Raw genomic sequence first — 26774 nt, 5'->3', positions numbered from 1 at the left:
AACTCGCGACAACCAGCTTGGAAGGCTGGAGCTCTACCAACTGAGCTACTTCCGCTTTTGTGGATGCAAATATAAGGCTATTTTCAAACTTCTTGCAAGCATTTTTCAATATTTTTTTTCTAATGAATCAGATTTTCATTCCAACAAAGAAACAGACACCTCTTTCTAAGTTTCACTTTATTTACAGAATATTAAGAGCAAATAAAAAAATCAAAAAAACAAGTCATTCTTAAAACACTCTTAAAAACCTAATTAACAATATAATAGATAATAAATTAAAAATTATATCATTATCTTTGTAGTATATCTTTTCAACAAGCTTTTACTTTATAAAAAGACATTTTTTTTTGATTTTAAATTATTTTACTCTGAAATAATATTTTAAAAAAGTCACTTCCCTCCTTCATATATTGTGTTACAACTCGAATTTAAGTTAAGTATTCTTAGGGATTTCTTCGAGAAAAGCACCATTTTTCCGAAGCTCTCACAAATGATTCCCGAACAAGATCCGAACAAAGACACAAAGAAATCTACTATTAATCGCGTTTATCTTACTTGAAGTTTAGCACTAAGAACAGCAAATTACTTCCTTTTACTTCATTAAGTACAAATAAACTTATCTTAAAAATTTAACTTTCACTTAAGATATAAACATATATTAATCAATCAATTATAATTACTTTTACAACATATACAGCTCAAATGCTTTAAAATAGAATCAAAATCTATTATTAGATATTTTAATATATCTTTTAGTTTGTTTAGTTCGGTAATTACAAAACTAACACTATATTTGCACCTTAATTATGTAATATATAAGATGCAATACGATCAAAGATTAGTTGATTTATTTCAAGATTACTGTGCCCATCACGAGTTAGTATACCACTTTTCTCCATTGACAGCACAGATTTATACTTATATTATGTTTAATAACAATAGAGATGGTGTGACTTTTGATGAATTAGTTGAAAAACTAAACGCAAGTAAAAGTTCTGTTTCTACAAGTTTGAATCTATTGATATCAAACAATCAAATTGAACATTTTAATAAGATTGACGAACGCAAACGTTTTTTTAGGTTAAACCCTAATTATATAACGATAAGACTACAATTAATTAAAGACTTACTAGACAGAGAACAAATTCTAAGTTTGAAAATAAAAAACTACTTAGAAGAAGGAATGATTAATTCTAACAACTGTCAAGGGAAGATGAATTTATACATTGAACACTTAGAAGAAAGTATATCACAACTCACAAAAACAATTGAAAAACTAAAAAGTACAAATTAAGTTATTATATGAAACGTTATTTCTATACTACAGTTCTTGCAGCGCTTGCAATAAGCGTTACATCTTGTGGAAAAAAAGATCAGCAAGCTCCTGCACATGGCCCAATGCCATACAAAGTAATTGAAGTACCTACACAGAATGTTATAGGTTACAATACTTTTCCAACAACAATTCAAGGTAAAACTACAAGTAGTGTTAGAGCTAAAATTGCTGGATATATTCAGGAATTATATGTTGACGAAGGTTCTATCGTGAAAAAAGGACAACCTCTTTTCAGACTTGAAACAAATATGCTTAATGAAAGTGCTGATGCTGCTAAAGCTTCTGTCAGAACTGCTGAAGCTCAAGTAAGCGTTGCTCAAGTTAATGTTGATAAATTAACACCTCTTGTGCAAAAGGGAATTATCAGTGCTATTGAATTAAAAACTGCTGAGGCAAACTTAGCAAGTGCAAAAAGTCAATTAGCTGCTGCTAAAGCACAACACCAAAGCATTGTTGCAAATATTGATTACTCTATCATTAAAAGTCCTATTGACGGAATCGTTGGAGCTATCAATTACCGTGTTGGTTCTCTTGTTAGCCCAAGTGATCCAAATCCATTAACTATTGTTTCTGACGATAGCGAAATGTTTGCCTACTTCTCAATGAATGAAAAAGATTATTTCAACTTCTTGGAAAATATTCCTGGAAAATCATTGAAAGAAAAAGTAGCTAATTTACCTGAAGTTAAACTTGTGCTTGCAAACGGACAAACGTATGAAACACCTGGTAAAATTGAAACAATTACAGGGCAAATAAACACTGCTACTGGTACTGTTCAAGTACGTGCTCTTTTCCCAAATAGTGGGCATATTTTAAGCAACGGAAACAGCGGTAAATTATTAGTTCCTCAAGAACATAAAGATGTTGTGGTTGTTCCTGAATCTGCTACATTCGAGCAACAAGGACAAGTATATGTGTTTGCAGTGGTTAACGATACTGCTAAAGCAGCTAAAATCGAAGTTATTGATCGTGTAAACAAACTTGCTGTTGTTAAAGAAGGACTAAAACAAGGAGACAAAATTGTTGGTGCTGGTTTAGGTACATTAAGACCTGGAACTGCTATCACACCACAGCCAGTGAAATTTGAGTCTATTAATGAAAACATTCACACAACGTTTTAAACTATGTTAAAAACTTTTATTGAAAGACCTGTATTATCTACAGTAATTTCTATCTTAATAGTAATCTTAGGGGTGCTGGGACTATCAGCACTTCCTGTGACGCAATATCCTGATATTGCACCACCGACAGTTCAGATTGCTGCAGCTTATCCTGGAGCGAATGCTGAAACGGTGATGCAATCTGTGATTATCCCAATCGAAGAACAAGTGAATGGGGTTGAAAACATGGACTATATCACATCTACTGCAAGTAATGATGGTAGTGCAAGTATTCAAGTTGTATTTAAGCAAGGGGTTGATCCTGATATTGCTGCGGTAAACGTACAAAACCGTGTGGCTCGTGCTACACCTTTATTACCAGCAGAGGTAACTCGTTCTGGGGTAACTACTCAGAAACAGCAAACCAGTGCTTTAATGTTCTTGTCTTTCTATTCTACAAGTCCAAATTACGATGCTATCTACATTCAAAACTACATGAATATTAACGTTATTCCTGAGTTAAAACGTGTTAGTGGTGTTGGAGATGCACAAGCATTTGGATCGAGAAACTACTCGATGCGTATCTGGATTGACCCTGTAAAAATGAAGGCTTATAACTTAGTCCCTTCTGATGTTGTACGTGTATTAAACGAACAAAGTTTGGAGGCTACAGCTGGACAGTTAGGTGAAAATAACGGAGAGGCTTTCCAATATGTTATCAAATATAGTGGTAGATATAAAACACAAGAACAATATGAAAATATTGTTGTTAAGTCATTAAACAACGGACAAATCTTAAGATTAAAAGATGTTGCTAATATTGAATTAGGAGCTCAATCTTATGTAGGTAGTTCTGCTCTTGATGGACATCCTGCTGTTGCTATGGCAATTTACCAAACGCCTGGTTCTAACGCACAGGAAATTATTCAAGACTTACACGTACAATTAGAGCGATTAGGTAAAAACTTACCTGACGGTTTAGAGTACAAAGTATTGATGGATACAAACGAATTCTTAGATGCATCGATTAGTAAAGTGGTTCATACCTTAATTGAAGCATTTATCTTAGTATTCGTGGTAGTTTACATCTTCTTACAAGATATTAGATCTACATTAATTCCTCTTATTGCAGTTCCTGTGGCAATTGTAGGTACATTCTTCTTCTTGAATGTATTTGGATTCTCATTGAACTTACTTACGCTTTTCGCACTTGTACTGGCCATTGGTATTGTGGTGGATGATGCCATCGTTGTTGTCGAGGCCGTTCACGCGAAAATGGAAGAAACAGGCCAAGAAGCTTTAGACGCGAGTATCAATACAATGGGTGAGATTTCTGGAGCAATTATCTCGATTACTTTAGTAATGTCGGCGGTATTTATTCCTGTAACATTTATCTCAGGTCCTACAGGAGTATTCTACAAACAATTTGGTATTACCTTAATTGTGGCTATTATTATTTCTGCAGTAAATGCCTTGACATTGAGTCCTGCTTTATGTGCGGTTTTCTTAAAACAACACGGAAGTAAAGAAGGTAAAAAGAGAAACTTTATTCAACGTTTCTTTGATGCTTTCAACGTAGGATTTAACCGTCTAACACAAAAATATGGTAACTCATTCAAGTTCTTATTAAAACATAAATGGGTAACTTTCTTAATCCTTTTTGCTTGTATTGGACTTACATTCTATGCGTCTAAAACAATGCCTTCAGGATTCGTTCCTAATGAGGATAGAGGGTTTATTATGGGGAACATTGAACTACCTGCAGGTGCATCTCAAGACCGTGTAGTAAGTTTACAACAAGAGTTCTCTAAAATCGTTGAAAATATTCCAGGAGTTGATGGGGTAACCGTTGTATCTGGATTCTCTTTCATTAACGGACAAGGTTCTAACTACGGTATGGCGATGATTAAACTATTGCCTTTCGAAAAAAGAACTACACCAGAATTAGCTACTGATGTTGTAATTGGTAAATTATTTGGTATCGCTGCTACGCAGTTCCAAGATGCGAGAATGATTTTCTTCCAACCACCAAGTATCCCTGGTTTTGGTATGTCTTCTGGTTTTGAAATGAAATTATTAGATAAATCTGGAGGTGACTTAACGCACTTTGACGAAAAATCAAAAGAATACTTAGGTGCTTTAATGCAACGTCCTGAGATTTTATATGCACAATCTTCTTTCAATACGAACTATGCACAGTATGAATTAGATCTTAATATTCCAAGAGCAAAAGAATCTGGTGTATTAGTAAATGATATCTTCTCTGCATTACAAGGATATATTGGAGGTATTTATGCGGCTGACTTTACACGTTTTGGTAAACAATACCGTGTAATGGTTCAATCATTACCAGAATATCGTTCAGACGTAAATAGCTTAAGTGATATTTATGTAAGAACAGCAACAGGTGAAATGACTCCAATTACACAGTTCGTTAATTTGAAAAAAGTGTACGGACCACAGTCTATTAACCGTTACAACTTATTTACATCTTCAAACGTAGCTGGTGCTCCAAAACCTGGTTACAGTTCAGGAGATGCTATTAAAGCAATCCAAGAAGTTGCAGAACAAACTTTATCATCAAACTACAGTATTGACTTTACAGGTCTTACTCGTGAAGAGATTAACGCTGGTTCACAAACTATCATTATTTTCTTCTTATGTGTGGTATTCGTTTACTTCTTATTGGCTGCTCAATACGAAAGTTATTTATTGCCTTTTGCTGTAATTTTCTCTTTACCTACAGGTATTATGGGAGCTTTCATTGCTCAGAAATTTGCAGGATTAGAAAACAATATTTACTTCCAAATTGCCCTGGTCATGCTGGTTGGTCTTCTTGCGAAGAACGCCATTCTTATCGTTGAGTTTGCGGTTCAAAGACGTAAACATGGTGAATCAATTGCTGAATCAGCTATCAACGGTGCGAAAGCGCGTTTAAGACCAATTTTAATGACATCATTTGCCTTCATCTTAGGATTAATGCCATTGGTATTTGCAAAAGGTGTTGGTGATGTAGGAAACAGATCTATTGGTACTGGAGCTGCATTTGGTTTATTAATTGGTACTATCATTGGGGTATTCGTTATTCCTGTTTTATATGCAATATTCCAATATCTTCAAGAGAAAATTAAACCAATCAAATTTGAAGAGATTAAGCAAGGATAATATGAAAAAACAAACATTATATAGAGTATTACCGGTTGCGCTTTTAGCACTTACTATGCAGTCTTGTTTCGTTGCAAAAACGTATGATAGACCGGAAGTAATTGATGAGCAACAATACCGTTCTGATAAAATAACTCAAGACACTCTTTCTATGGCAAATATGTCATGGAAAGAGTTATTCTCTGACCCTATTTTAGTTGATTATATCGAGAAAGGATTAGAAAACAACTTAGATATTAGAATAGCATTACAAAATATTAATGCTGCTCAAGCATATATGCAACAAGGGAAATGGGGATATGCTCCTACATTAAACCTTGGTGCTAACTATACACACTCAAACCAATCTAAAAACTCTATTACAGGGCAAATGATCGGTTATACAAGAGTAAAAAACGACTTGTATGATGTTACAGGTTCATTCTCTTGGGAGCTTGATGTATGGGGGAAAATTCGTAGTAATAAAAGAGCTTTTGCTGCTGGGTACTTACAAACTGTATCTGCTCATCAAGCTGTGAAAACTCAGCTTATTTCTACTATTTCAACAACTTATTTCCAATTGTTAGCTTTAGACCAACAAAAGAAAGTAACTGAACAAACTATTATCAATAGAACAAACAGTTTAGAGACTATCGAAGCGTTAAAAGAAGCTGGAAAGGTTAATGAAGTTGCTGTTAAACAAACACAAGCACAGTTATTCAACGCTAAAGCTTTGCTTATAGACCTTGAAACTAATATCAAACTAACAGAGAATGCTTTTAGTATTTTATTAGGTGGAACTCCTGATAAGGTTGAAAGAGGTAGCTTACTTGACCAAAAACTAAACACAGATCTTTCTGTTGGGGTACCAATGCAATTATTAAGCAATAGACCTGATGTAAGAGCTGCTGAATATGGTTTAGTAAATGCTTTTGAATTAACTAATGTAGCTCGTAGTAACTTCTACCCTTCAATCCGTTTAACGGCAAATGGTGGATTACAAAGTGTTGATTTCTCTAAATTGTTTGATACAAACTCATTCTTTGCTAATATCATTGGTGGGCTTACGCAACCATTATTTAATGGTAGACAGATTAGAACGCAACACCAAGTTGCACAAGCAAAACAAGAAACAGCGTATTTAACTTACAGAAAGGCAATATTAAATGCATCTAAAGAAGTTTCTGACGCATTGTATTCTTTTGAAAATTCAACTAACAAGTTGACATTGAAAAAACAAGAGTATGAGGCTTATGAAAAAGCAACTGAATACTCTGAAGAATTGTTAGTGAATGGTATGGCTACTTATCTTGATGTTCTTACAGCAAGAGAAAGTGCACTTGCTGCTCAACTTGCTTATATCAATACAGAATTATCTCAACTTACCTCAATTGTACAATTGTACAGAGCTGTGGGTGGTGGTATAAAATAATTTAATTGTTAATTGTTATTCATTAAAAAAGAGTAGTTATTTGGTTAACTACTCTTTTTTTTATCTTTGAATTATGAATCTATCAAGACATATTTTTCCGTATCTCTTTCCTAAATATACTTGGAAGCGCATCACTGATCAAAAAGTTGTTTACTTAACTTTTGACGATGGCCCTATTCCAGATATTACAGAATGGGTATTACACCTATTGGAAAAATACAATATAAAAGCAACTTTCTTTTGTATTGGAGATAATGTTCGAAAACATCCTGAAGTATTTAAACAAATAGTAGCACATAAACATCGCATAGGAAACCATACATTTAATCATTTGAATGGATGGAAGAATGAAAAAATCACTTATGAAGAAAACATTCTACTTGCACACGAAGAGATGGCTAAACACACTATTTTACCTAAACTATTATTCAGACCTCCTTATGGTAAAATAAAACAAAATCAAGGGAAAGAACTTTTAAAACGAGGGTATGAAATAATCATGTGGTCACATATTTCAAAAGATTACGATAAGAATATCTCCTCTGAAAAATGTTACCAAAACGCTATTTCAGCTATTCAACCTGGTAGTATCATTGTTTTTCACGACAGTATAAAAGCTGAAAAAAACTTAAAATATGCACTACCAAAAACAATAGAATACCTTATCAAGGAAGGTTACTCTTTTGGAATATTATAAAGTCTTAGTAACACTGATTAAAGAATTAACATCCATTACACCGCTTTGGCGCCAAATCATTGTACCTCTTTTATACAACATCATTGTTGGAACTTGTTTAATTCTAAGTGCTTCAACTAATTCATTATTTTTCTCTACATCAATCTTAACAATCTTAAGTTTGTCCCCCATTATTGCAGCTACATCGTGTAGGATTGGATTCATTGTTGTACAGGCTTCATTCCACTTTGCAAAAAAATGAATTAACACCGGTACTTCTGCCGTTACTAAATCTCCAAATTTTGACATATAACTTTAATTTATTTTACTCTAAACTCTTTTTACTCTACAAAAATATTATTTTTTATAGAATTACCTTACTTTTTTCTCTTTAATTCAATCACCGTTATTTCAGGCCAAATACCCGTTCTACCTTGATAGGCGTGATACCCAAAACCACGATTAACATAGATGTATTTCCCTAAGTTTTCATATAGTCCTGCCCACTGTTTATAAACATATTGTATTGGACTCCATTTAATAAAACCAGGGATCTCTATTCCAAACTGACTCCCGTGCGTATGCCCTGCTAATGTCAATTGAAAGTTTTTCTTGTGTCCGCGTATTTGTGCATCCCAATGTGATGGATCGTGACTCATTAAAATTTTAAAATCTTTTGCCTCTACGCCTTCTGACGCTTTGTCTAAATCACCATACTGCATAAACTTCACTCCCCAATCTTCTACTCCAACTAAAGCAATGCGCTGTCCGTCTTTCTCAAACCATACATTTTCATTTCGCAACAACTTAAAGCCTAACGCAGGACTAATATCGCAAATTGCCTTGAAGTTTGCATCACGCTCTTCTTTAGTATCCCAATTTACATAATCTCCATAGTCGTGATTTCCTAAAATTGAATACTTCCCATATTTATATTTTTTTATCTTTTTGAAAACATCAAACCAAGGTACCATCTCATCGGCAATACTATTTACGATATCTCCTGTAAACAATAAAGCATCTGATTCTTGTTGATTAATCAAATCAATAGCATATTCAATTTTTTCTTTGTTGTCAAAACTTCCACAGTGAATATCAGACAAATGTGTAAACTTAAATCCATCAAAAGCCTCTGGTAAATCTTCAAACTCTATAATGTGTTTATACACTTGAAACTTATAACGCCCTATTGTTATTCCGTGTAAAACAGACAAAAATGGAATCGCAGCAACACCTAAAGCGATATTTGCTACAAACTTTCTTCTTCCTGGTAAAAAACTTTCTTGTTTGCTTCTCTCTTCTTTAGACCTTTTGAAATAAGAAAAGACACCTCTAACAATTCGTGTTAAATCTTCAAAAATTAGTAAAAGTGCAATTAACAACTTAGGTAAATAAACCAATACTACTAAAGCCATAGCAACCATCGACTGATGATTCTTAGCGTGATGACGGTCAAATTGCGATAAACCGTAAGCGATATATGCTATTACCAATACAGAAATAATCACATATAGCCTTTTCATTAACTTGCTTTTTGTTATTTGCCTTACTACTTGAAACGTATAAAACTCACACAAAACAAGAACTAATCCTAAAATAGGAATTGTCTCCATATCAATAATCTATAAATAACAAATTTACCTTTTTGTTTAAAGTATAAAAAAATCTTTAACAACTTTTAATATTCCTTAGAAATTATAAAAAAAGAAACTCATTGTACGCTCTTTTGTCTTTATACAAAATCACTATCTTTGAAAACATTATAATTTAATTCAATAAAAACCATATTCAAAATGGCTAATAAAAACCGCCTTTTCTTATTAGATGCCTATGCCTTGATCTTTCGTGGCTATTACGCATTTATCAAAAATCCAAGAATCAACTCGAAAGGACTTGATACTTCAGCAATATTAGGTTTCATGAATTCCCTTTTAGATGTTATCAAAAGAGAATCTCCTGACCACTTAGCTGTTGCCTTTGACAATGGAGGAAGTAGAGATCGCGTGGCTTTATTTCCAGAATATAAAGCAAACAGAGATGCAACTCCTGAAGCTATTAAAATAGCTATTCCTTATATCAAGGAAATACTTACGGCTATGCATATTCCAATTGTAGAGGAAAAAGGATATGAAGCAGATGACTTAATTGGAACTCTTTCTAAACAAGCAGAAAAAGAAGGTTACGAAGTTTATATGGTAACCCCTGATAAAGATTACGCACAACTTGTTTCTGAAAATATCTTTATGTACAAACCTGCTCGTATGGGTAATGGTATTGAGATATGGGGTGTAGACAAAGTAAAAGAGAAATTTGAAGTAGAACATCCTTTACAAGTAATTGATTACTTAGGAATGATGGGAGATGCTGTAGATAATATTCCTGGATTACCAGGGGTTGGTGAAAAAACGGCAAAGAAATTTCTTAAAGAATACGGATCAATGGAAAATCTTTTAGCTAATACAAATCAGCTGAAAGGTAAAATGAAAGAAAATATTGAGGCTAATATTGAAAAAGGACTATTGTCTAAAAAATTAGCTACGATTATGCTTGATTGTCCTGTACAATTCAACGCTGATAATTATGTTCTTGAAAAACCAGATATTGAAAAATCTGAAGCTCTATTCAATGAATTAGAGTTTAGAAGAATGAAAGAACAGTTTGACAAAATTTTCAACGATGGTAGAGAGGTTACCCCTACTCCTGTTACTGAAGTAAAAGCAGTTGCTCAACAAGACGAACAATTCTCTTTATTTGGAGTACCAAATGATAGTGATGACACAACTTCAAATAGTTACTTTGCAACACTTGAAACAACGAAACACGTTTATCAAGTTTGTAATAGTCCTATGGCTATTCGCTTGTTAGTTCAAAATTTAATGCAACAAAAAAGCGTTTGTTTTGACACTGAAACAACGGGACTTGATGCTTTAAATGCAGAGTTAGTTGGTATTGCTTTTTCTTTTGAAAAGGGAACCGCTTTTTATGTTCCCGTTCCTGAAAACCAAGAAGAGGCCAAAAACCTTGTACAACAATTTAACCCTTTCTTTGAGTCAGAAGATATCGAGAAAGTGGGACAAAATCTAAAATATGACATCAAAGTATTAAAGCAATATGGTATTTCAATAAAAGGACCTTTGTTTGATACAATGATTGCTCATTATTTAATTAACCCTGATATGCGTCACAATATGGATGTTTTGGCAGAAACGTACTTAAAGTACACGCCACAACCAATTGTTGACCTTATTGGTAAAAAGGGTAAAAATCAAAAAACAATGCGCGATATTGACGTTGAACTGGTAAAAGAATATGCTGGTGAAGACGCTGATATTACAATGCAATTAAAGGAGACTTTCCAACCCAAATTAGTTGAAACATTAACTGCCGATTTATTTAAGAATATTGAGGTTCCTTTAGTTAAAGTTTTAGCCGATATGGAAGCGGAAGGAATTCGCTTAGATATTGACTTTTTACAATCTTTATCTGGTACTTTAGATAGTGATATTAAAGAATTAGAACAGCGCATTTATGGTGAAGCTGAAGAAGAGTTCAACTTGGCTTCTCCAAAACAATTAGGAGATATCTTATTTGAGAAATTAAAAATTGGAGGACCAAAACCTAAAAAGACGAAAACAGGTCAATATGCAACAGGTGAGGAAATCTTAAGCGACCTTGCTCCAAAACACGAAATTGTTCGTGATATTTTAGAGTGGAGACAGCTTATTAAATTGCAGAATACCTATGTAGATGCATTGCCAAAAGTTGTTGACCCAAAAACCAATAGAGTACATACAGAATATATGCAAGCAGTTGCGGCAACGGGTCGTTTAAGTTCAAACAACCCAAACTTGCAAAATATTCCTGTAAGAACAGAAAGAGGTAGATTAGTAAGAAAAGCTTTTGTGGCACGTGATGAAAACTATGTGTTACTTGCTGCCGATTATTCTCAGATTGAATTGAGAATCATTGCTGCGTTGAGTCAAGAGCCAAATATGATTGAATCTTTCAAAAAAGGAGAAGATATTCACCGTTCTACTGCTGCTCGCGTATTCAATGTTCCTTTAGAAGAAGTTACTAAAGAACAAAGAAGTCATGCAAAAACAGTAAACTTTGGAATTATCTATGGTGTTTCTGCTTTTGGTTTGAGTAATCAAACAAATCTGTCTCGTGCTGAAAGTAAAGAGTTAATCGATACATACTATGCAACTTATCCTAAGTTAAAAGACTATATCGCTTCTCAAATTGACTTTGCACGTGAAAACGGATATGTCCAAACAATATTAGGTAGAAGACGTTATTTAAAGGATATCAATTCACACAATGCTGTAGTTAGAGGTGCTGCAGAGCGAAATGCAGTAAATGCACCGATACAAGGTAGTGCTGCTGATATCATCAAAATAGCAATGATTAATATTCACAATCGATTGACAAATGAAAACTGGCAATCTAAAATGCTATTACAAGTACACGATGAGCTTGTCTTTGATGTATACAAAGACGAACTTGATAAATTAAAAGAAATGGTAAAATCAGAAATGGAAAAAGCATTCCAATTAGAGGTTCCTTTAGTGGTAGACTTAGGAACTGGACTTAATTGGCTTGAAGCTCATTAATTGATTGCTAAATATTTTTTTTGAAATGCTACTCATTTTTATGAGTAGCATTTTTTATTTAGACTTATTCTTTATTACTTTTGCCATCAGATTCAAAACTAATATGATATGAAGGCTAAAATTACAACCCTTATTTGCCTATTCTCTGCTGCCTTATCAGTAGCACAAGAGTTACCTAAATATAACCAAACAACTCTTGACTCAATTGCTAACTCTTTAGATGACATTGTCATTGTAGCTTCGAGAAAGCCAACTAACATCTCTGAAATCCCCGGTACTGTATGGGTAATTCCCACACAACAAATTCAACAACAATATAAAAATGGTGTTTCTTTAAAAGAAATGCTTGCCATTCTTGTTCCAGGATTAGATATTGGTAGCCAAGGGCGTTCTAATTATGGTCAAAATATGAGAGGTCGTTCAATGCTGGTTATGATTGATGGTGTTTCTCTAAATAGTTTGAGAAATATTAGCCGACAATTAGATGCCATTGACCCTTTTAACATTGCAAAAATTGAAGTATTATCAGGAGCAAGCTCTATTTATGGAGGAAATGCAACGGGTGGTATTGTAAATATCATCACTAAAAAAGCAAACAACTTTGGTTGGGGAGGAGATTCTGAAGTTTCTGCTCGTTCTGGCTTTGCTGGAAGTACAGACCGCGATTTACGAGTAGCTCAATCATTGACTTACAAAAACGATAAATTCTCAACGCGCATTTCTGCTGCCTTTCAAGATAATGGCGCTACTTATGATGCGAATGATGAGCAAATTATGGCGGATATAGCGCAAACAGATTTACAATACAACCGCTCTCTTGATTTAATGGGTACAGCAAGTTATAACTTTAACGACGCTCATAAAATTAGTGCTTTGGTCCAATATTACAACTCAAGCTTTCAAGGAGATAAAAGTGCTTTCTTAGGAGACAATTTAGGTGCCTTTACAAATGCTGATCCAAGTCAGATTAGTATGAGAAAAGGCTTTAGAACTGACCATAAGCCAGGAACAGAGCGCTTTATGACTAACCTTAGTTACAACGGAAATAATATATTAGGAGGACAGGATTTGTATGTTCAAGTAGCTCACCGTTCTGAAAAGCTAACTTTCTACCCTTTTCCTGGTACAGTAAAACTACCTACTGAAAAACGTACATATATGTCTGCTTCCCAACAAAACACGCACTATACAGGGATTAAAGCAGTTATGACTAAAGACATTAACTTTTTAAAATTCACTTACGGAGTAGATTTAGACTTTGAAAAATTTGAAGGAAATCAAAATGTATTTGATCACGATAAATCACTTCAAAGTGGTGGTCTTGTAAACCAAACTGTTTTTACTATTCCACGTTATCCTACTAACAATTCATTCAGCTTTGCAGCTTATGCACAAGCTGTGTACAACATTACAAACCAATTTCAACTTTCTGGAGGTGTACGTTTTCAAAACACAAATATCAAGATTGATGATATAGTTGGATCTGTTCAAAACACACAAGTTAATATGGGATACGGACAATCTGCTGACATTATCCCAGGTGGAAAAAGTTCGTATAATACAACAGCTACAAATTTTGGATTCTTATATAAACCAACCCAAAATCAACAAGCTTGGGCTACATTCTCACAAGGAGTAAGTCTTGCTGATCCTTCAAAATACTATGGGTATGGAACATATAACTTAAACACGACTACCCAAAATTGGGACTTACAGTCGAGCTTAAATGTAAAAGACCAACCTCTTAATGGTATTAAAACCAACCAATTTGAATTAGGATACCGATTTAAAACTGACAGTGGATTTAAAGGTCAAATATCTGGTTTTATTAGCCATTCAAACAAAAACTTATCTGTTGATAAAAAGAACTTCCAAGTATTATTGTTAGATCAGAAATTGAGAAATATGGGTATTGAGGCGGAAGTTTCATATTCAAAAAATGGTTTCTTAGTTGGTGCAAATACATTAATCATTACATCAGAAGTTGAAAAAAATGACGAATGGAATAAACAAGATATCACTACAGCGAGTCCATCTAAAGTAATTGGTTATGCAGGCTATGCTTATAACAATTGGTCATTTAGAGTACAATCTACTCAAAATATGAAATTGACTGATGAAGCTAAAAATACCATCAAAGCATACAACACAACAGATTTAATGGTAGAATACAAATTACCTGTTGGTAAGTTAAACTTAGGTGTACAAAATATCCTAAATACGGACTATCAAAGTATTTGGAGCAAAAGAGCACAAACATTTTACTCTGTTTACAACTTACCTGCTTTATTCAATTATAACGGAAGAGGAAGAACTTTTACTCTTACTTACTCGTACTCTTTTTAATAAATCAGTATTATAAAAGTGCTTTACTCAAAAAAACTAAGGTTTCACAAGTTTTATAAACAAAGTAAATACACTACGTATTATGTTTGTAGGCAATATAACCTAAATCATTGACTGCAAATAATATCATAATACATATTGATATAAATTGCTATCAAAAGGATTAATCCTAACTTTTCCCAAAAAAGAAGTCTTTTTACTAAGACTTCTTTTTTTTTATAGATATAATTATCCTCCAAATTCATACATTTACCCTTTAAATAAATACTTTACAGAATGAAAAAACTGCTTGGCAAAATAATGCTTGGTATTACAGGGTGGAAATTACAGATGAATGATGTATCTATTAAAGGTGCTAAAAAGTCTATTCTAATTTGTGTACCTCATACATCAAATTGGGATTTCTACTATAGTTTGGCTTGTTTCTGGATTATTGGAGTACCGTTCAAAATGTTTATAAAAGACTACTATACTAAATCGTGGTTTGGCTTCTTCTTTAAAGCACTTGGTTGTATTGGAGTCGATAGAACAAAAAGACAAAATCTTGTCGAATATGCTGTGACATTAATTAATGAAGCAGATGAAATAGCAATGATAAATACTCCTGAAGGAACAAGAGGTTATTCTGACAGATGGAAACAAGGATTTTATCAAATAGCTAAACAAGCTGATATTCCAATTGCATTATGCTATGCTGATTACAAAAAGAAAGAATGCGGAATTATGAAGCTTGTTAAAGTAGAAGATAAAACTTTTGAACAGGTATTAGATGAAATAGCTCCTTACTACAGCAAAGAAATGGCAAAATACCCGGAAAACTTTAATCCTAAGTTTTACTAAATTATAATCTTCTATAAGTTATTGAAGACTCATATAAAAAAATCCCCTTGACTATATTAAAAAGGTCAAGGGGATTTTTATTTTATACATAGAATTAACTATTCAATTGTAAACTCAACTGATTTTTGAAAACTGTGCTCTCCTCCATTTATTGTTTTTGTAAAACGATAAGTTCCTTTTTCGTAAGTAAAAACATCTTTAAATAAAGACATCTCAAAAGTAACCTCTTCATCAATTGGCACAATCTGCAACATCAATGTAAAAGCAGTACCTGTCATATCAAAATCAGTCCACTCCCCATCCTTTAAAAATGCTATTGAATAATCTGTTCCCATATTCAATGTGTAGTTAGAATTATTCTTCATTTTTACTTTCAACATATCTGGTGCTTCAGCATAAACCTCCTTAACAGCTTTAAACGTTACTTTATCTGCCAACTCCTTATTCGTCATCTCATCATTCGATGTTTGGACATTTTCCTCTACTTGATCAACTTTGTTCTCTTTCGATTGACAACTTGTAAGTAATACACCGCTTAAAGCTAATGCACTAACCAAAATATACTTCTTCATTCTATAATTAATTACACCACTAAAGTAGATAAAAAGAATAAAATAGGCTACAGATTTATACATCATTTAAACAAAAAGGCTAAAATCTATTTATTGAAATAATACAAAAACAAAGCACCTTACCATAGTCGTATATACAACAGAACAGCGTAACAATTTTATTCTATTTAACTACACAGAAGTTGCAGTAAATGAGGTTAAAAACAAATTAGCAATCCCCTAACATTCTAATTTTCAAAACATCAACAAAAAAACATATCTTCGCAATGTGAAAACGATTTTAATTTCTATACAAACATTTGAATACCAATTAATTCAAAAAATACGGCTATGTATTTGTATAGTAAATAAATAATTGTAATTTTGCACTCCCTTAATTGGGAATGGAATGTTTAATTAAATACAAATTTATTGTGGAAAGTTTAAGCTACAAGACAGTATCAGCTAACAAAGCAACTGCTCAAAAAGAGTGGTTAATTGTAGACGCTGAAGGTCAAAATTTGGGACGTCTTGCTTCAAAAGTTGCAGTACTTTTAAGAGGTAAACACAAACCAAGTTATACACCGCACGTAGACTGTGGAGACAACGTAATCGTTATCAATGCAGAGAAAATCAACCTTACAGGTAACAAATTGGATGACAAAACTTACATCCGTCACACTGGTTACCCAGGAGGTCAAAGATCATTAACTGCTAAAGTAATGCAAGAAAAAAACCCTGCATTATTAATTGAGAAAGCAGTAAAAGGAATGTTGCCTAAAAACAAATTAGGAGCACAATTATTCCGTAATTTAAATGTTAATGTAGGTGTAGAGCACAAGCATGAGGCTCAACAACCTAAAGCCGTTAATTTAAACGAAATTAAGTAATGGGAGTTATTCACAAAATCGGTAGAAGAAAAACCGCTGTTGCTCGTGTTTATGTTTCAGAAGGAACAGGAAACATTACAGTAAACAAAAAAGATTTTAAAATTTATTTCCCAACTGGTACATTACAGTACAAAGTTTTACAACCACTTTCATTAACTGAAAATGCTGAGAACTTTGATATTAAAGTAAATGTATACGGTGGAGGAACAACAGGTCAAGCTGAAGCAGTGCGTATGGCTATCGCTAGAGCAATGTGTGAAATTGATGTTGAAAACAGAGCTGTATTGAAACCAGAAGGTTTACTTACACGTGACCCTCGTATGGTTGAGCGTAAGAAATTCGGTCAGAAGAAAGCTCGTAAGAGATTCCAATTCTCTAAACGTTAATATTTATTTATTATTAAAAAATCTAGGTTTTTGTTGCCCCACTTACAATTGCTGTAAGAGGTAGTTTAGCATCTAAATGATTAAGACCGAGAAATCGCTACTTACTCATTGCTAAAGTAACAGAACGTAAACTATTAGAAAATGGCAAACAAAGTAGAAGTTAAAGATTTACTAGAAGCAGGTGTTCATTTCGGACACATGACTAGAAAATGGGATCCAAACATGGCTCCTTATATCTATATGGAGCGTAATGGTATTCACATTATCAATCTATATAAAACTGCAGCTAAAATTGAAGAAGCTAATGAAGCTTTGAAAAAAATCGCTGCATCAGGAAGAAAAGTTCTTTTCGTTGCTACTAAAAAGCAAGCAAAAGACATCGTAGCTGAAAAAGCAGCTGCGGCTAACATGCCTTACATCACTGAAAGATGGCCAGGTGGTATGTTAACAAACTTCGTTACTATTCGTAAAGCTGTTAAAAAAATGGCTTCAATCGATAGAATGAAAAAAGACGGTACATTTATGACTCTTTCTAAAAAAGAGCGTTTACAAGTAGAACGTCTTCGTGCTAAATTAGAGAAGAACTTAGGTTCTATTGCTGACATGACTCGTCTACCAGCAGCTCTATTTGTAGTAGATATTAAAGCTGAACACATTGCGATAAAAGAAGCTCAAAAATTAAACATTCCGATCTTCGCTATGGTAGATACTAACTCTGACCCACGTCAAGTTGATTTCGTTATACCAGCAAACGATGATGCTTCTAAATCAATCGATAAAATTTTATCTTTAGTTACTTCTGCTATTATCGAAGGTAATGCAGAAAGAAAATCTGAAAAAGAAGAAGCTGCTGCTAAAGTAGAAGCTCCTGCTAAAGCATAATTTTTTAACAATATCATAAAGTCGTTATGCTGATAGATGTTTACCTTTGTATTCAACTGTCACTAACGACTTTTTTTAATTATTAACTTTAAATACGACTAAAATGGCGAATATTACTGCTGCAGAAGTAAATAAACTAAGACAACAAACAGGTGCCGGAATGATGGACTGTAAAAAAGCTTTAGTTGAAGCTGAAGGAGATTTCGATAAAGCAATCGAAGTTTTACGTAAAAAAGGACAAAAAGTTGCTGCTAACCGTTCTGACCGTGAGTCAAGCGAAGGTGCTGCTGTAGCTTTAGTTAATGCTGATAAAACTAGAGGTGTTGTTATTACATTAAACTGTGAAACTGACTTCGTAGGTAAAAACGAAGCTTTCCAAACTTTAGCTAAAGAATTAGCTGAAAAAGCTATCAACTTTAATACTAAAGAAGAATTCTTAGCTTCTCCTTACGATGCTTCAATGACTGTTGCTGAAAAATGTATCGAGCAAACTGGAGTTATCGGTGAAAAAATCGAAATCGGTTCTTTCGAAGTATTAGATGGTGCTTTCATCGGTTCTTACGTACACGGAAACAAAATTGCTGCTATCGTTGCTTTATCTGAAGCTGTTGCTAAAGCTGAAGAAATCGGTAAAGATATCTCTATGCAAGTTGCTTCTATGGGAGCTGAAACTTTATCTTACAAAGATTTTGACGCAGAATTCATCGCTAAAGAAACTGAAGCTCGTATTGCTGTTATCGTAAAAGAAAATGAAGAATTAGTACGTTTAGGAAAAACTCTTAAAAATGTACCTCAATATATTTCTTACGCTCAAATTACTCCTGAAGTATTGAAAAAAGCGGAAGAAGATGCTAAAGCTGAATTAAAAGCTGAAGGTAAACCAGAAGCTATTTGGGATAGAATCGTTCCTGGAAAAATTCAACGTTTTATCAGCGATAACACAACTTTAGACCAAGAGAAAGCTTTATTAGACCAAAACTTTATTAAAGATGAGGCTAAAAAAGTAGGAGACTACGTTAACGCTTTCGGTGTTGCAATCACTGGATTCAAAAGAGCATCTTTAGGATAATCTTTTTATTATAATTTAAAAAAGCCTCAGAAATTCTGAGGCTTTTTGTTTTTTTGCGTACATTTACTTCTACGCAATTGATTTAAAATATGAAATTCTTAAAAAAACATCTGCTTTTGCAGATAATCATTGCTATTTTCTTAGGTAGCATATTAGGTAACGTTCTCCCTGAACAAATAGGTAGAATCTTCAGTACGTTTAATAGTATTTTCGGAAGTTTCCTTAGCTTCTCCATTCCTTTAATTATTATTGGTCTTATTGTTCCAGCAATTGGAAACATAGGAAAGAATGCGGGTAAACTACTTCTTATAACAACAGCAATTGCTTATGGATCCACACTTTTTGCAGGATTCATTTCTTATGGGGTAAGTTACTCTATTTTCCCAAGTATCCTTTCTACTGAATCTTTTGAAAACATCAGTGAAAATACAAGAAACTTAGTTCCTTTTTTTGAAATTGGTATGCCTCCTCTATTTGATGTGATGAGTGCTCTTATACTTTCTTTCTTATTAGGAATAACTATATCAAAAAACGATTTCCCGTATTTAGAAGGGGTTTTTAACGAGTTTCAGAAAATAGTAATGTCTTTAATCAACAGAGCTATTATTCCTTTCTTACCGCTCTTTATTTTTGGTATATTCTTAAATATGACTTATAACGGACAAGTCTTTGCTGTTCTTGATACTTTTGTTAAGATCATCGGAGTAATTTTCGTTCTACATATTTTTGTTTTACTATTCCAATATACAATTGCTGGAGTAGTTAGTAAAAAGAATCCGCTTACTTTAATGAGAAATATGTTACCTGCTTACTTTACAGCTTTGGGTACACAGTCTTCTGCTGCGGCGATTCCAATTACTTTAAAACAAACTTTAAAAAATGATGTCAACCCTACTATTGCAGGTTTTACAATTCCTTTATGTGCTACTATTCACCTTGGTGGTAGTACACTTAAAATTGTAGCTTGTGCTATTGCTTTAATGCTCGTACAAGGTGCCACTATTGATCCTCTTCAAATTGTAGGATTTATCTTTATGTTAGGAATAGCAATGGTAGCTGCTCCTGGTGTTCCTGGTGGAGCTATTATGGCTTCTTTAGGAGTGTTACACTCAATCTTAGGATTTGATACTGAACAACAAAGTTTAATGATTGCTCTTTATATTGCGATGGACAGTTTTGGGACTGCTTGTAACGTAATGGGAGATGGTGCAATTGCCGTTATTGTAAACAAAATATCAAATAAATCGGTTGCATAATTAATTTACTAAAACAAATATATCTAAAGGCAAGAAATAATTTCTTGCCTTTTTTTATGCCCTAAAATCAGCACCTAACGACTATTTTATAGCTTATAAACTACCTTTTTTTACTCCTCTACAAAGTATCATTCAATAGGATGCTAATAAAATTTGTTTATATTTGCTAACAACTTTAGGGGTGTCTACATCATTATGTAGGCTGAGACTTCACCCTTTGAACCTGATCTGGTTAATACCAGCGTAGGGAAAAGTAAGATGACTTCATAAATAGGTACGTCCGTATCTTATTGTAGCCATTCCTAAAGTTATATCTCAAAATTAACAATGGAATGGAATTACAAATCAACAATCAAAAAGTACAATTCAACTGTGATAAATTAAGCATTCAGAATATGCTTGATATTCATAAGCCAACGCATCAAAAAGGCATTGCAATTGCTGTTAATCAAACAGTGATTACAAAAGATAATTGGGCTACTTATTATCTAAACCCTTCTGATAATATCTTGATTATTACAGCCACTCAAGGCGGTTGATTCCATTTGAAAAAATAACATAACTAAAACTAAACACATGGAACAACACGAAAAAATCTCACAAACACCTTTTCCTAATTCTAAAAAGGTATACATCAAAGGAAACCTATTCCCTATTGAAGTAGCAATGCGTGAAATCACATTAAGTGATACAAAACTGGCAAGTGGTGGAACAGAGAAAAACCCACCTGTAACTGTATATGATACATCAGGACCTTATACTGACCCTAACATCACAATTGATATTAGAAAAGGTATTCCACGAATTAGAGAACAATGGATTCTTGATAGAAATGATGTTACTATTTTAGATAATATCACTTCTGCTTACGGACAAGCGAGATTGCAAGACGAAAAACTTGACCATCTTAGATTTGAATTTAGACACAAACCAAAAGTGGCTAAGGATAATGCGAATGTAACGCAGTTATACTATGCTAAAAAAGGTATTATTACTCCTGAAATGGAGTATGTAGCTATTCGCGAAAACCAAAAAATTGAGCAATTAAACGAAGCTACAAAGGCAATGAAACACCAACACCCTGGTAATAGTTTCAATGCTAATACTCCTAAGAACTATATTACTCCCGAATTTGTTAGAGACGAAATTGCCGCTGGTCGTGCTATTATTCCTAACAACATTAACCACCCTGAAAGTGAGCCAATGATTATTGGTAGAAACTTCTTAGTAAAGATCAACGCAAACATTGGTAATAGTGCTGTTACCTCATCAATTGAGGAGGAAGTAGAAAAAGCAGTGTGGGCTTGTCGATGGGGAGCTGATACAATAATGGACCTTTCGACGGGTAAAAATATACACGAAACAAGAGAGTGGATTATTCGTAATTCTCCTGTGCCTATTGGTACTGTACCTATTTATCAAGCGCTGGAAAAGGTGAAGGGAATTGCAGAAGATCTAACGTGGGAAATATTTAGAGATACGCTTATAGAACAAGCTGAACAAGGGGTTTCATATTTTACTATACACGCTGGTGTACTTCTAAGATATATTCACTTAACTGCAGAACGCGTTACGGGTATCGTATCTCGTGGTGGGTCAATTATGGCTAAGTGGTGCTTATTTCATCACAAAGAAAACTTCTTGTACACTCATTTTGAAGATATCTGTGAGATTATGAAGAAATATGACATCGCCTTTTCTCTTGGTGATGGACTACGCCCTGGTTCTATTGCTGATGCAAATGACAAAGCGCAATTTTCTGAATTAGAAACATTAGGCGAGTTAACTAAAGTCGCTTGGAAACACGATGTGCAAGTTATGATTGAAGGTCCTGGTCACGTACCAATGCACCTCATCAAAGAAAATATGGAGAAACAACTTCGCGATTGTGGAGAAGCTCCTTTCTACACTTTAGGTCCGTTGACAACAGATATTGCTCCTGGATATGATCACATCACATCTGCTATTGGTGCTGCAATGATCGGATGGTACGGAACGGCAATGCTATGTTATGTAACGCCTAAAGAACACTTAGGCTTACCAAACAAAAAAGACGTAAAAGATGGTGTTATCACTTACAAACTTGCCGCTCACGCTGCTGACTTAGCCAAAGGACATCCAGGTTCGCAATACAGAGACAATGCCTTGAGCAAAGCGCGCTTTGAATTTAGATGGGAAGACCAATTCAACCTTTCACTTGACCCTGATACAGCAAGAGAGTTTCACGATGAAACACTTCCTGCGGATGGTGCTAAAGTAGCTCACTTCTGCTCAATGTGTGGACCTAAATTCTGTTCGATGAAAATATCTCAAGAGATTAGAGATTCGGCAGAACAAGGAATGAAAGAAAAATCTGAAGAGTTTATTGAGGCAGGTAAAGAGATATACCTATAACAATGGTTCTAATTACGATGCCAAATGAGGTAAAACAAGAAGCAACTCTTATCAACAAAATGTTTGATAAGGGTTTGCCCCTTGTTCACGTTAGAAAACCTGATTGTGATATTGAATACCTAAAGCTTTGGCTAAAAAAGATAGATAAACAGCACCATAGAAAGTTAGTTATACACATTTCAAACAAGGTTATTAACAACAATGAATACCTTTTTCAACAGTATTTAGAAGTTATCAACAATTTAGACAGCTATTATACACACTTATCAACAATCAATACAACACTTGTTAACAAATATATCAGTTACTTACCAAAGTTATCAACATCTGTTCATTGTATAAGTGAGTATAATAAGTTATCAACAATCTATCATAGAGCGTTCATAAGTCCAATTTACCCAAGTATATCTAAACCCGGATATGCATCAACAACGAATTGGACAGAGGAATTAGCTAAAAAAGACAATGCTCATACAACATTAGTAGCATTAGGAGGTATTAAGCCAACCGATATACCGGCTATTAAACAAATGGGATTTGAAGACTATGCCTTACTTGGCAGTATATGGCTATCTGAAAACCCTTTAAAAACATTTGAATTATGTCAACATTACGACCAATTGTCTTAACTATAGCTGGTCTTGACCCCACGGGAGGCGCAGGAACACTGGCGGACATTAAAACACTTGAAAACCACAGAGTATTAGGATTAGCAGTCATTACGGCAAACACAATACAAACGGAAGAGAATGTATTGACTGTCTCTTGGGAGAAACAAGCGTTTGTCGTACAACAATTATCTGCTTTACTAAATCGCTATAAACCTGATGTGGTTAAAATAGGTATTATTCCAAATTCTAAAGATTTACTTCTTTATATCAACCTCATCAAAGACAAATATCCTACAACAAAAATTGTGTGGGACCCCGTATTTAAAGCTACTGGAGCGTTTGAATTTACGGATAACATCGAGAAAAAGACATTATTGCAGATTTTAAACCAAATAGATATTATCACTCCTAATTACTTAGAGATACACGATTTGGTACAAACAAATGAAGATGCCATAGAAAAAGCACGTGAACTAAGTCAATATTGTACGGTCGTTCTAAAAGGGGGGCATAATGAGAATGCTTTAGGTTTTGATTACCTCATCCACAAACAAAACATACAAACCTTTGCTCCTAAAAAACTATCTGACTACCCTAAACACGGTTCGGGTTGTGTGCTTTCTTCTGCTATCGCTGCCAACTTAGCTTTGGGCGAACCAATAGAATATGCTATGTATAACGCCAAGCGATACATGGAAAAATACTTAGAATCTAACCATACATTATTAGGATATCATGCTATCTAAAATTCAATATATCAGTCACGGGGATTCCCCACAAGAACAATTGTACCACATTGAAAAAGTACTTGATGCTGGACAAGATTGGATACAATATCGCTTTAAAAATACTTTATCTTCTATTCGATGGAGTACTGCCGAAAAAGTGAAAAAACTTTGTGAAACGTATAAGGCTACACTTATTATCAATGACCACGTAGATTTAGCAAAAGCAATAGATGCGGATGGTGTACACTTAGGATTAACCGACTTGTCTGTTGTTCAAGCAAAACTACTCTTACCGAACAAAATAATTGGAGGAACGGCTAATACATATGAACATATCTTACAACGTGCGCACGAACAATGTACATACATTGGTCTGGGGCCTTACCGATTTACAACAACCAAAGACAAACTTAGTCCTGTTCTTGGCTTAGAGGGTTATCAACAATTATTAACACAGATGAAACAGGATAATATCAACATTCCAATTATCGCTATTGGCGGAATTGAAATCAGCGATATTCATTCGATTATTCAATCTGGCGTACACGGTATAGCTTTATCAGGCCTGCTATACAATGCGCAAGACAAAACAGAAATACTCACACAACTAAACGATATTTTAAAATGAAACCACTCCACATAGCAGACAAACAATTTAACTCTCGCCTATTCTTGGGAACAGGTAAGTTTGGTTCTCCCTCACAGATGGAGGCTGCAACGCTTGCCTCTGAAACAGAGTTAGTAACTGTTGCTTTAAAAAGAATTGATGCAGAGACAGAAACTGATTTACTCTTGAATCATCTGCAACATCCTCATATTAATTTATTGCCCAATACCTCTGGTGCACGGAATGCAAAAGAAGCCATATTCGCAGCACAATTAGCACGTGAGGCTTTAGAAACAAATTGGCTTAAATTAGAAATACACCCCGACCCTAAATATTTATTACCCGACCCTATTGAAACGCTAAAGGCTACAGAGGAGTTGGCTAAATTAGGCTTCGTTATTCTGCCTTATATTCACGCCGACCCTGTTTTGTGTAAACGCTTAGAAGATGCGGGTACTGCAGCTGTAATGCCGTTAGGAGCACCAATTGGTACTAACAAAGGCTTGCGAACTATCGACTTCTTAGAAATTATTATCGAAAATAGCAATGTCCCTGTTATTGTTGATGCGGGAATAGGCGCTCCTTCTGATGCTGCTAAAGCAATGGAATTAGGAGCTGATGCAGTTCTTGTTAATACAGCCATTGCCGTAGCAGGTAATCCTGCATTAATGGCTACTGCTTTTAAAAATGCTGTTATCTCAGGCAGACAAGCTTTTGAAGCCAAACTGGGAGGTATTCGTTCTCACGCACAAGCATCAAGTCCACTCACCACTTTTTTACAAGAATAACTATGGCTTTCTTAGATACTTTTAACCAATATAACTGGGAAGACGTAAAACAAAGAATATACGCCACTACCGTACATCAAGTTGAACAGAGTTTACAACAACCTAAAAAAACGCTTGAGGATTTTATCAACCTCATCTCTCCTGCCGCTGCTCCTTATCTTGAAACAATGGCACAACTAAGTCATACAGTTACTCAAAAAAGGTTTGGTAAAACCATCTCTCTTTACGCACCGATGTATTTGAGCAATGAATGTCAAAATATTTGTACTTACTGTGGTTTTAGTCTTGACAATAAAATTAAGAGAAAAACACTCTCTTCTCTCGAGATTAAACAGGAAGTTGATGTTATCAAGAAACAAGGTTATGACCATATTTTATTGGTAACTGGAGAAGCTAACTACACCGTGAATATCAACTATTTCAAACAAGCAGTAGAACAAATCAAAAAAGACTTTACTTCTATCTCTATTGAAGTACAACCTCTTTCTGAAGACGAGTACAGCACCTTAGCTACTTTAGGTATTTATGCTGTTTTAGTGTATCAAGAAACTTATCACAAAGAAGTCTATAAACAGTATCACCCCAAAGGAAAAAAGTCAAACTTTGAATACCGCCTTGATACGCCTGATAGAATTGGAAAAGCGGGCATACACAAAATTGGTTTAGGTGTATTACTGGGACTTGAAGATTGGCGTGTCGATAGTTTTTTCAATGCTTTACACATAAACTACTTGCAAAAAACGTATTGGCAAACCAAGTATTCTGTCTCATTTCCGAGATTACGCCCTGCTGAAGGAATGATTGAACCTAACTTTATAATGGACGACAGAGATTTAGTGCAACTGATATGCGCTTATCGCTTGTGGAATGAAGATTTAGAGATATCTATCTCTACCAGAGAAAATGAGGTATTGAGAAATAACATCATCAAATTAGGAGCTACCTCTATGAGCGCAGGTTCTAAAACTAACCCTGGTGGTTACGCTGTTGACGAAGACTCACTTGAACAATTTGAAATATGTGATAACAGGTCAACTGAGCAAATTATCGAAATGATAAAAGCGCAAGGCTATGACCCTGTTTGGAAAGACTGGCATCATTCGTATTACTCATAAACAATAGAAT

General features: G+C 34.3%; 23 protein-coding genes and 1 riboswitch. Of the genes, 20 read left to right on the top strand and 3 right to left on the bottom strand.

Going from position 1 to position 26774, the window contains the following annotated elements:
- Positions 1-820 precede the first annotated feature (820 nt).
- From AABL81_RS06140 to AABL81_RS06120, 5 genes are all read left to right on the top strand, one after another.
- A complete protein-coding gene (locus AABL81_RS06140) occupies positions 821-1294 on the top strand; it encodes a GbsR/MarR family transcriptional regulator (RefSeq protein WP_341340583.1) in 474 nt (157 codons plus the stop codon).
- An 8-nt stretch (positions 1295-1302) separates the two neighbouring features.
- Positions 1303-2457, top strand: coding sequence for an efflux RND transporter periplasmic adaptor subunit (locus AABL81_RS06135; protein WP_341340582.1), 1155 nt, complete (start codon positions 1303-1305; stop codon positions 2455-2457).
- Between the two features lie 3 nt (positions 2458-2460).
- Positions 2461-5601: an efflux RND transporter permease subunit gene (locus tag AABL81_RS06130; RefSeq protein WP_158209999.1), complete on the top strand. Its 3141-nt coding sequence runs from the start codon at positions 2461-2463 to the stop codon at positions 5599-5601.
- 1 nt (position 5602) lies between these two features.
- Positions 5603-7012, top strand: coding sequence for an efflux transporter outer membrane subunit (locus AABL81_RS06125; RefSeq protein ID WP_341340581.1), 1410 nt, complete (start codon positions 5603-5605; stop codon positions 7010-7012).
- Positions 7013-7085: 73 nt separating this feature from the next.
- Positions 7086-7709, top strand: coding sequence for a polysaccharide deacetylase family protein (locus AABL81_RS06120; protein ID WP_341340580.1), 624 nt, complete (start codon positions 7086-7088; stop codon positions 7707-7709).
- On the opposite strand, the gene AABL81_RS06115 is transcribed toward AABL81_RS06120, so the two are convergent.
- Positions 7704-7997 (bottom strand): thioredoxin family protein, encoded by a 294-nt coding sequence (locus AABL81_RS06115; protein ID WP_090405873.1) that lies wholly within the window; start codon positions 7995-7997, stop codon positions 7704-7706. The two genes, AABL81_RS06120 and AABL81_RS06115, sit on opposite strands and share 6 nt — an antisense overlap.
- A gap of 68 nt (positions 7998-8065) precedes the next feature.
- Positions 8066-9301, bottom strand: a complete 1236-nt coding sequence (locus AABL81_RS06110) for a metallophosphoesterase (RefSeq protein ID WP_341340579.1) — start codon at positions 9299-9301, stop codon at positions 8066-8068.
- A gap of 180 nt (positions 9302-9481) precedes the next feature.
- On the opposite strand from AABL81_RS06110, the gene polA reads away from it, so the two are divergent.
- The 3 genes from polA to AABL81_RS06095 all read left to right on the top strand — a co-directional run bounded on the left by polA (position 9482) and on the right by AABL81_RS06095 (position 15487).
- Positions 9482-12301: a DNA polymerase I gene (gene polA / locus AABL81_RS06105; protein WP_341340578.1), complete on the top strand. Its 2820-nt coding sequence runs from the start codon at positions 9482-9484 to the stop codon at positions 12299-12301.
- Between the two features lie 108 nt (positions 12302-12409).
- Positions 12410-14647: a TonB-dependent receptor gene (locus tag AABL81_RS06100; protein WP_341340577.1), complete on the top strand. Its 2238-nt coding sequence runs from the start codon at positions 12410-12412 to the stop codon at positions 14645-14647.
- A gap of 276 nt (positions 14648-14923) precedes the next feature.
- Positions 14924-15487, top strand: coding sequence for a 1-acyl-sn-glycerol-3-phosphate acyltransferase (locus tag AABL81_RS06095; protein WP_158209994.1), 564 nt, complete (start codon positions 14924-14926; stop codon positions 15485-15487).
- A 98-nt stretch (positions 15488-15585) separates the two neighbouring features.
- Here the strand turns inward: AABL81_RS06095 and AABL81_RS06090 are convergent, their stop codons facing one another.
- Complete coding sequence (locus AABL81_RS06090; protein ID WP_341340576.1) at positions 15586-16059, bottom strand: immunoglobulin-like domain-containing protein; 474 nt, start codon at positions 16057-16059, stop codon at positions 15586-15588.
- A gap of 413 nt (positions 16060-16472) precedes the next feature.
- On the opposite strand from AABL81_RS06090, the gene rplM reads away from it, so the two are divergent.
- From rplM to thiH, 12 genes are all read left to right on the top strand, one after another.
- Positions 16473-16928: a 50S ribosomal protein L13 gene (gene rplM, locus AABL81_RS06085; RefSeq protein WP_158209992.1), complete on the top strand. Its 456-nt coding sequence runs from the start codon at positions 16473-16475 to the stop codon at positions 16926-16928.
- Entirely contained in the window at positions 16928-17314 is a 387-nt protein-coding gene (gene rpsI / locus AABL81_RS06080; RefSeq protein ID WP_158209991.1) for a 30S ribosomal protein S9, read from the top strand. Before rplM ends, rpsI begins: the two co-directional genes overlap by 1 nt.
- 141 nt (positions 17315-17455) lie before the next feature.
- Entirely contained in the window at positions 17456-18196 is a 741-nt protein-coding gene (rpsB, locus tag AABL81_RS06075) for a 30S ribosomal protein S2 (protein ID WP_090405891.1), read from the top strand.
- 103 nt (positions 18197-18299) lie between these two features.
- Positions 18300-19265, top strand: a complete 966-nt coding sequence (gene tsf, locus AABL81_RS06070) for a translation elongation factor Ts (protein WP_158209990.1) — start codon at positions 18300-18302, stop codon at positions 19263-19265.
- Positions 19266-19354: 89 nt separating this feature from the next.
- Positions 19355-20521: a dicarboxylate/amino acid:cation symporter gene (locus AABL81_RS06065; RefSeq protein WP_158209989.1), complete on the top strand. Its 1167-nt coding sequence runs from the start codon at positions 19355-19357 to the stop codon at positions 20519-20521.
- Positions 20522-20688: 167 nt separating this feature from the next.
- A riboswitch (TPP riboswitch) is annotated at positions 20689-20788 on the top strand.
- A gap of 65 nt (positions 20789-20853) precedes the next feature.
- Positions 20854-21060 carry a sulfur carrier protein ThiS gene (gene thiS, locus AABL81_RS06060; protein ID WP_158209988.1) on the top strand — a complete coding sequence of 69 codons (207 nt, stop codon included), beginning with the start codon at positions 20854-20856 and terminating at the stop codon, positions 21058-21060.
- Positions 21061-21097: 37 nt separating this feature from the next.
- The gene (thiC, locus tag AABL81_RS06055; RefSeq protein WP_341340575.1) at positions 21098-22915 is read left to right on the top strand and encodes a phosphomethylpyrimidine synthase ThiC; all 1818 of its coding nucleotides are present in this window, start codon (positions 21098-21100) and stop codon (positions 22913-22915) included.
- Positions 22916-22917: 2 nt separating this feature from the next.
- Positions 22918-23544: a thiamine phosphate synthase gene (locus AABL81_RS06050; protein ID WP_341340574.1), complete on the top strand. Its 627-nt coding sequence runs from the start codon at positions 22918-22920 to the stop codon at positions 23542-23544.
- Positions 23517-24272, top strand: a complete 756-nt coding sequence (locus tag AABL81_RS06045) for a hydroxymethylpyrimidine/phosphomethylpyrimidine kinase (protein WP_158209985.1) — start codon at positions 23517-23519, stop codon at positions 24270-24272. The genes AABL81_RS06050 and AABL81_RS06045 overlap by 28 nt, the downstream gene beginning before the upstream one ends.
- Entirely contained in the window at positions 24262-24882 is a 621-nt protein-coding gene (locus AABL81_RS06040; protein WP_341340573.1) for a thiamine phosphate synthase, read from the top strand. The genes AABL81_RS06045 and AABL81_RS06040 overlap by 11 nt, the downstream gene beginning before the upstream one ends.
- Positions 24879-25649 (top strand): thiazole synthase, encoded by a 771-nt coding sequence (locus tag AABL81_RS06035; protein ID WP_341340572.1) that lies wholly within the window; start codon positions 24879-24881, stop codon positions 25647-25649. The genes AABL81_RS06040 and AABL81_RS06035 overlap by 4 nt, the downstream gene beginning before the upstream one ends.
- A 2-nt stretch (positions 25650-25651) precedes the next feature.
- On the top strand, positions 25652-26764 hold the full coding sequence (thiH, locus tag AABL81_RS06030) for a 2-iminoacetate synthase ThiH (protein ID WP_341340571.1): 1113 nt from the start codon (positions 25652-25654) through the stop codon (positions 26762-26764).
- The last annotated feature ends 10 nt before the right edge of the window (positions 26765-26774 follow it).

The organism is Myroides sp. C1519 (assembly GCF_038039755.1).
Classification (GTDB): Bacteria; Bacteroidota; Bacteroidia; order Flavobacteriales; family Flavobacteriaceae; genus Flavobacterium; species Flavobacterium phaeum_A.
This window is presented reverse-complemented; position numbering and strand designations above follow the sequence as displayed.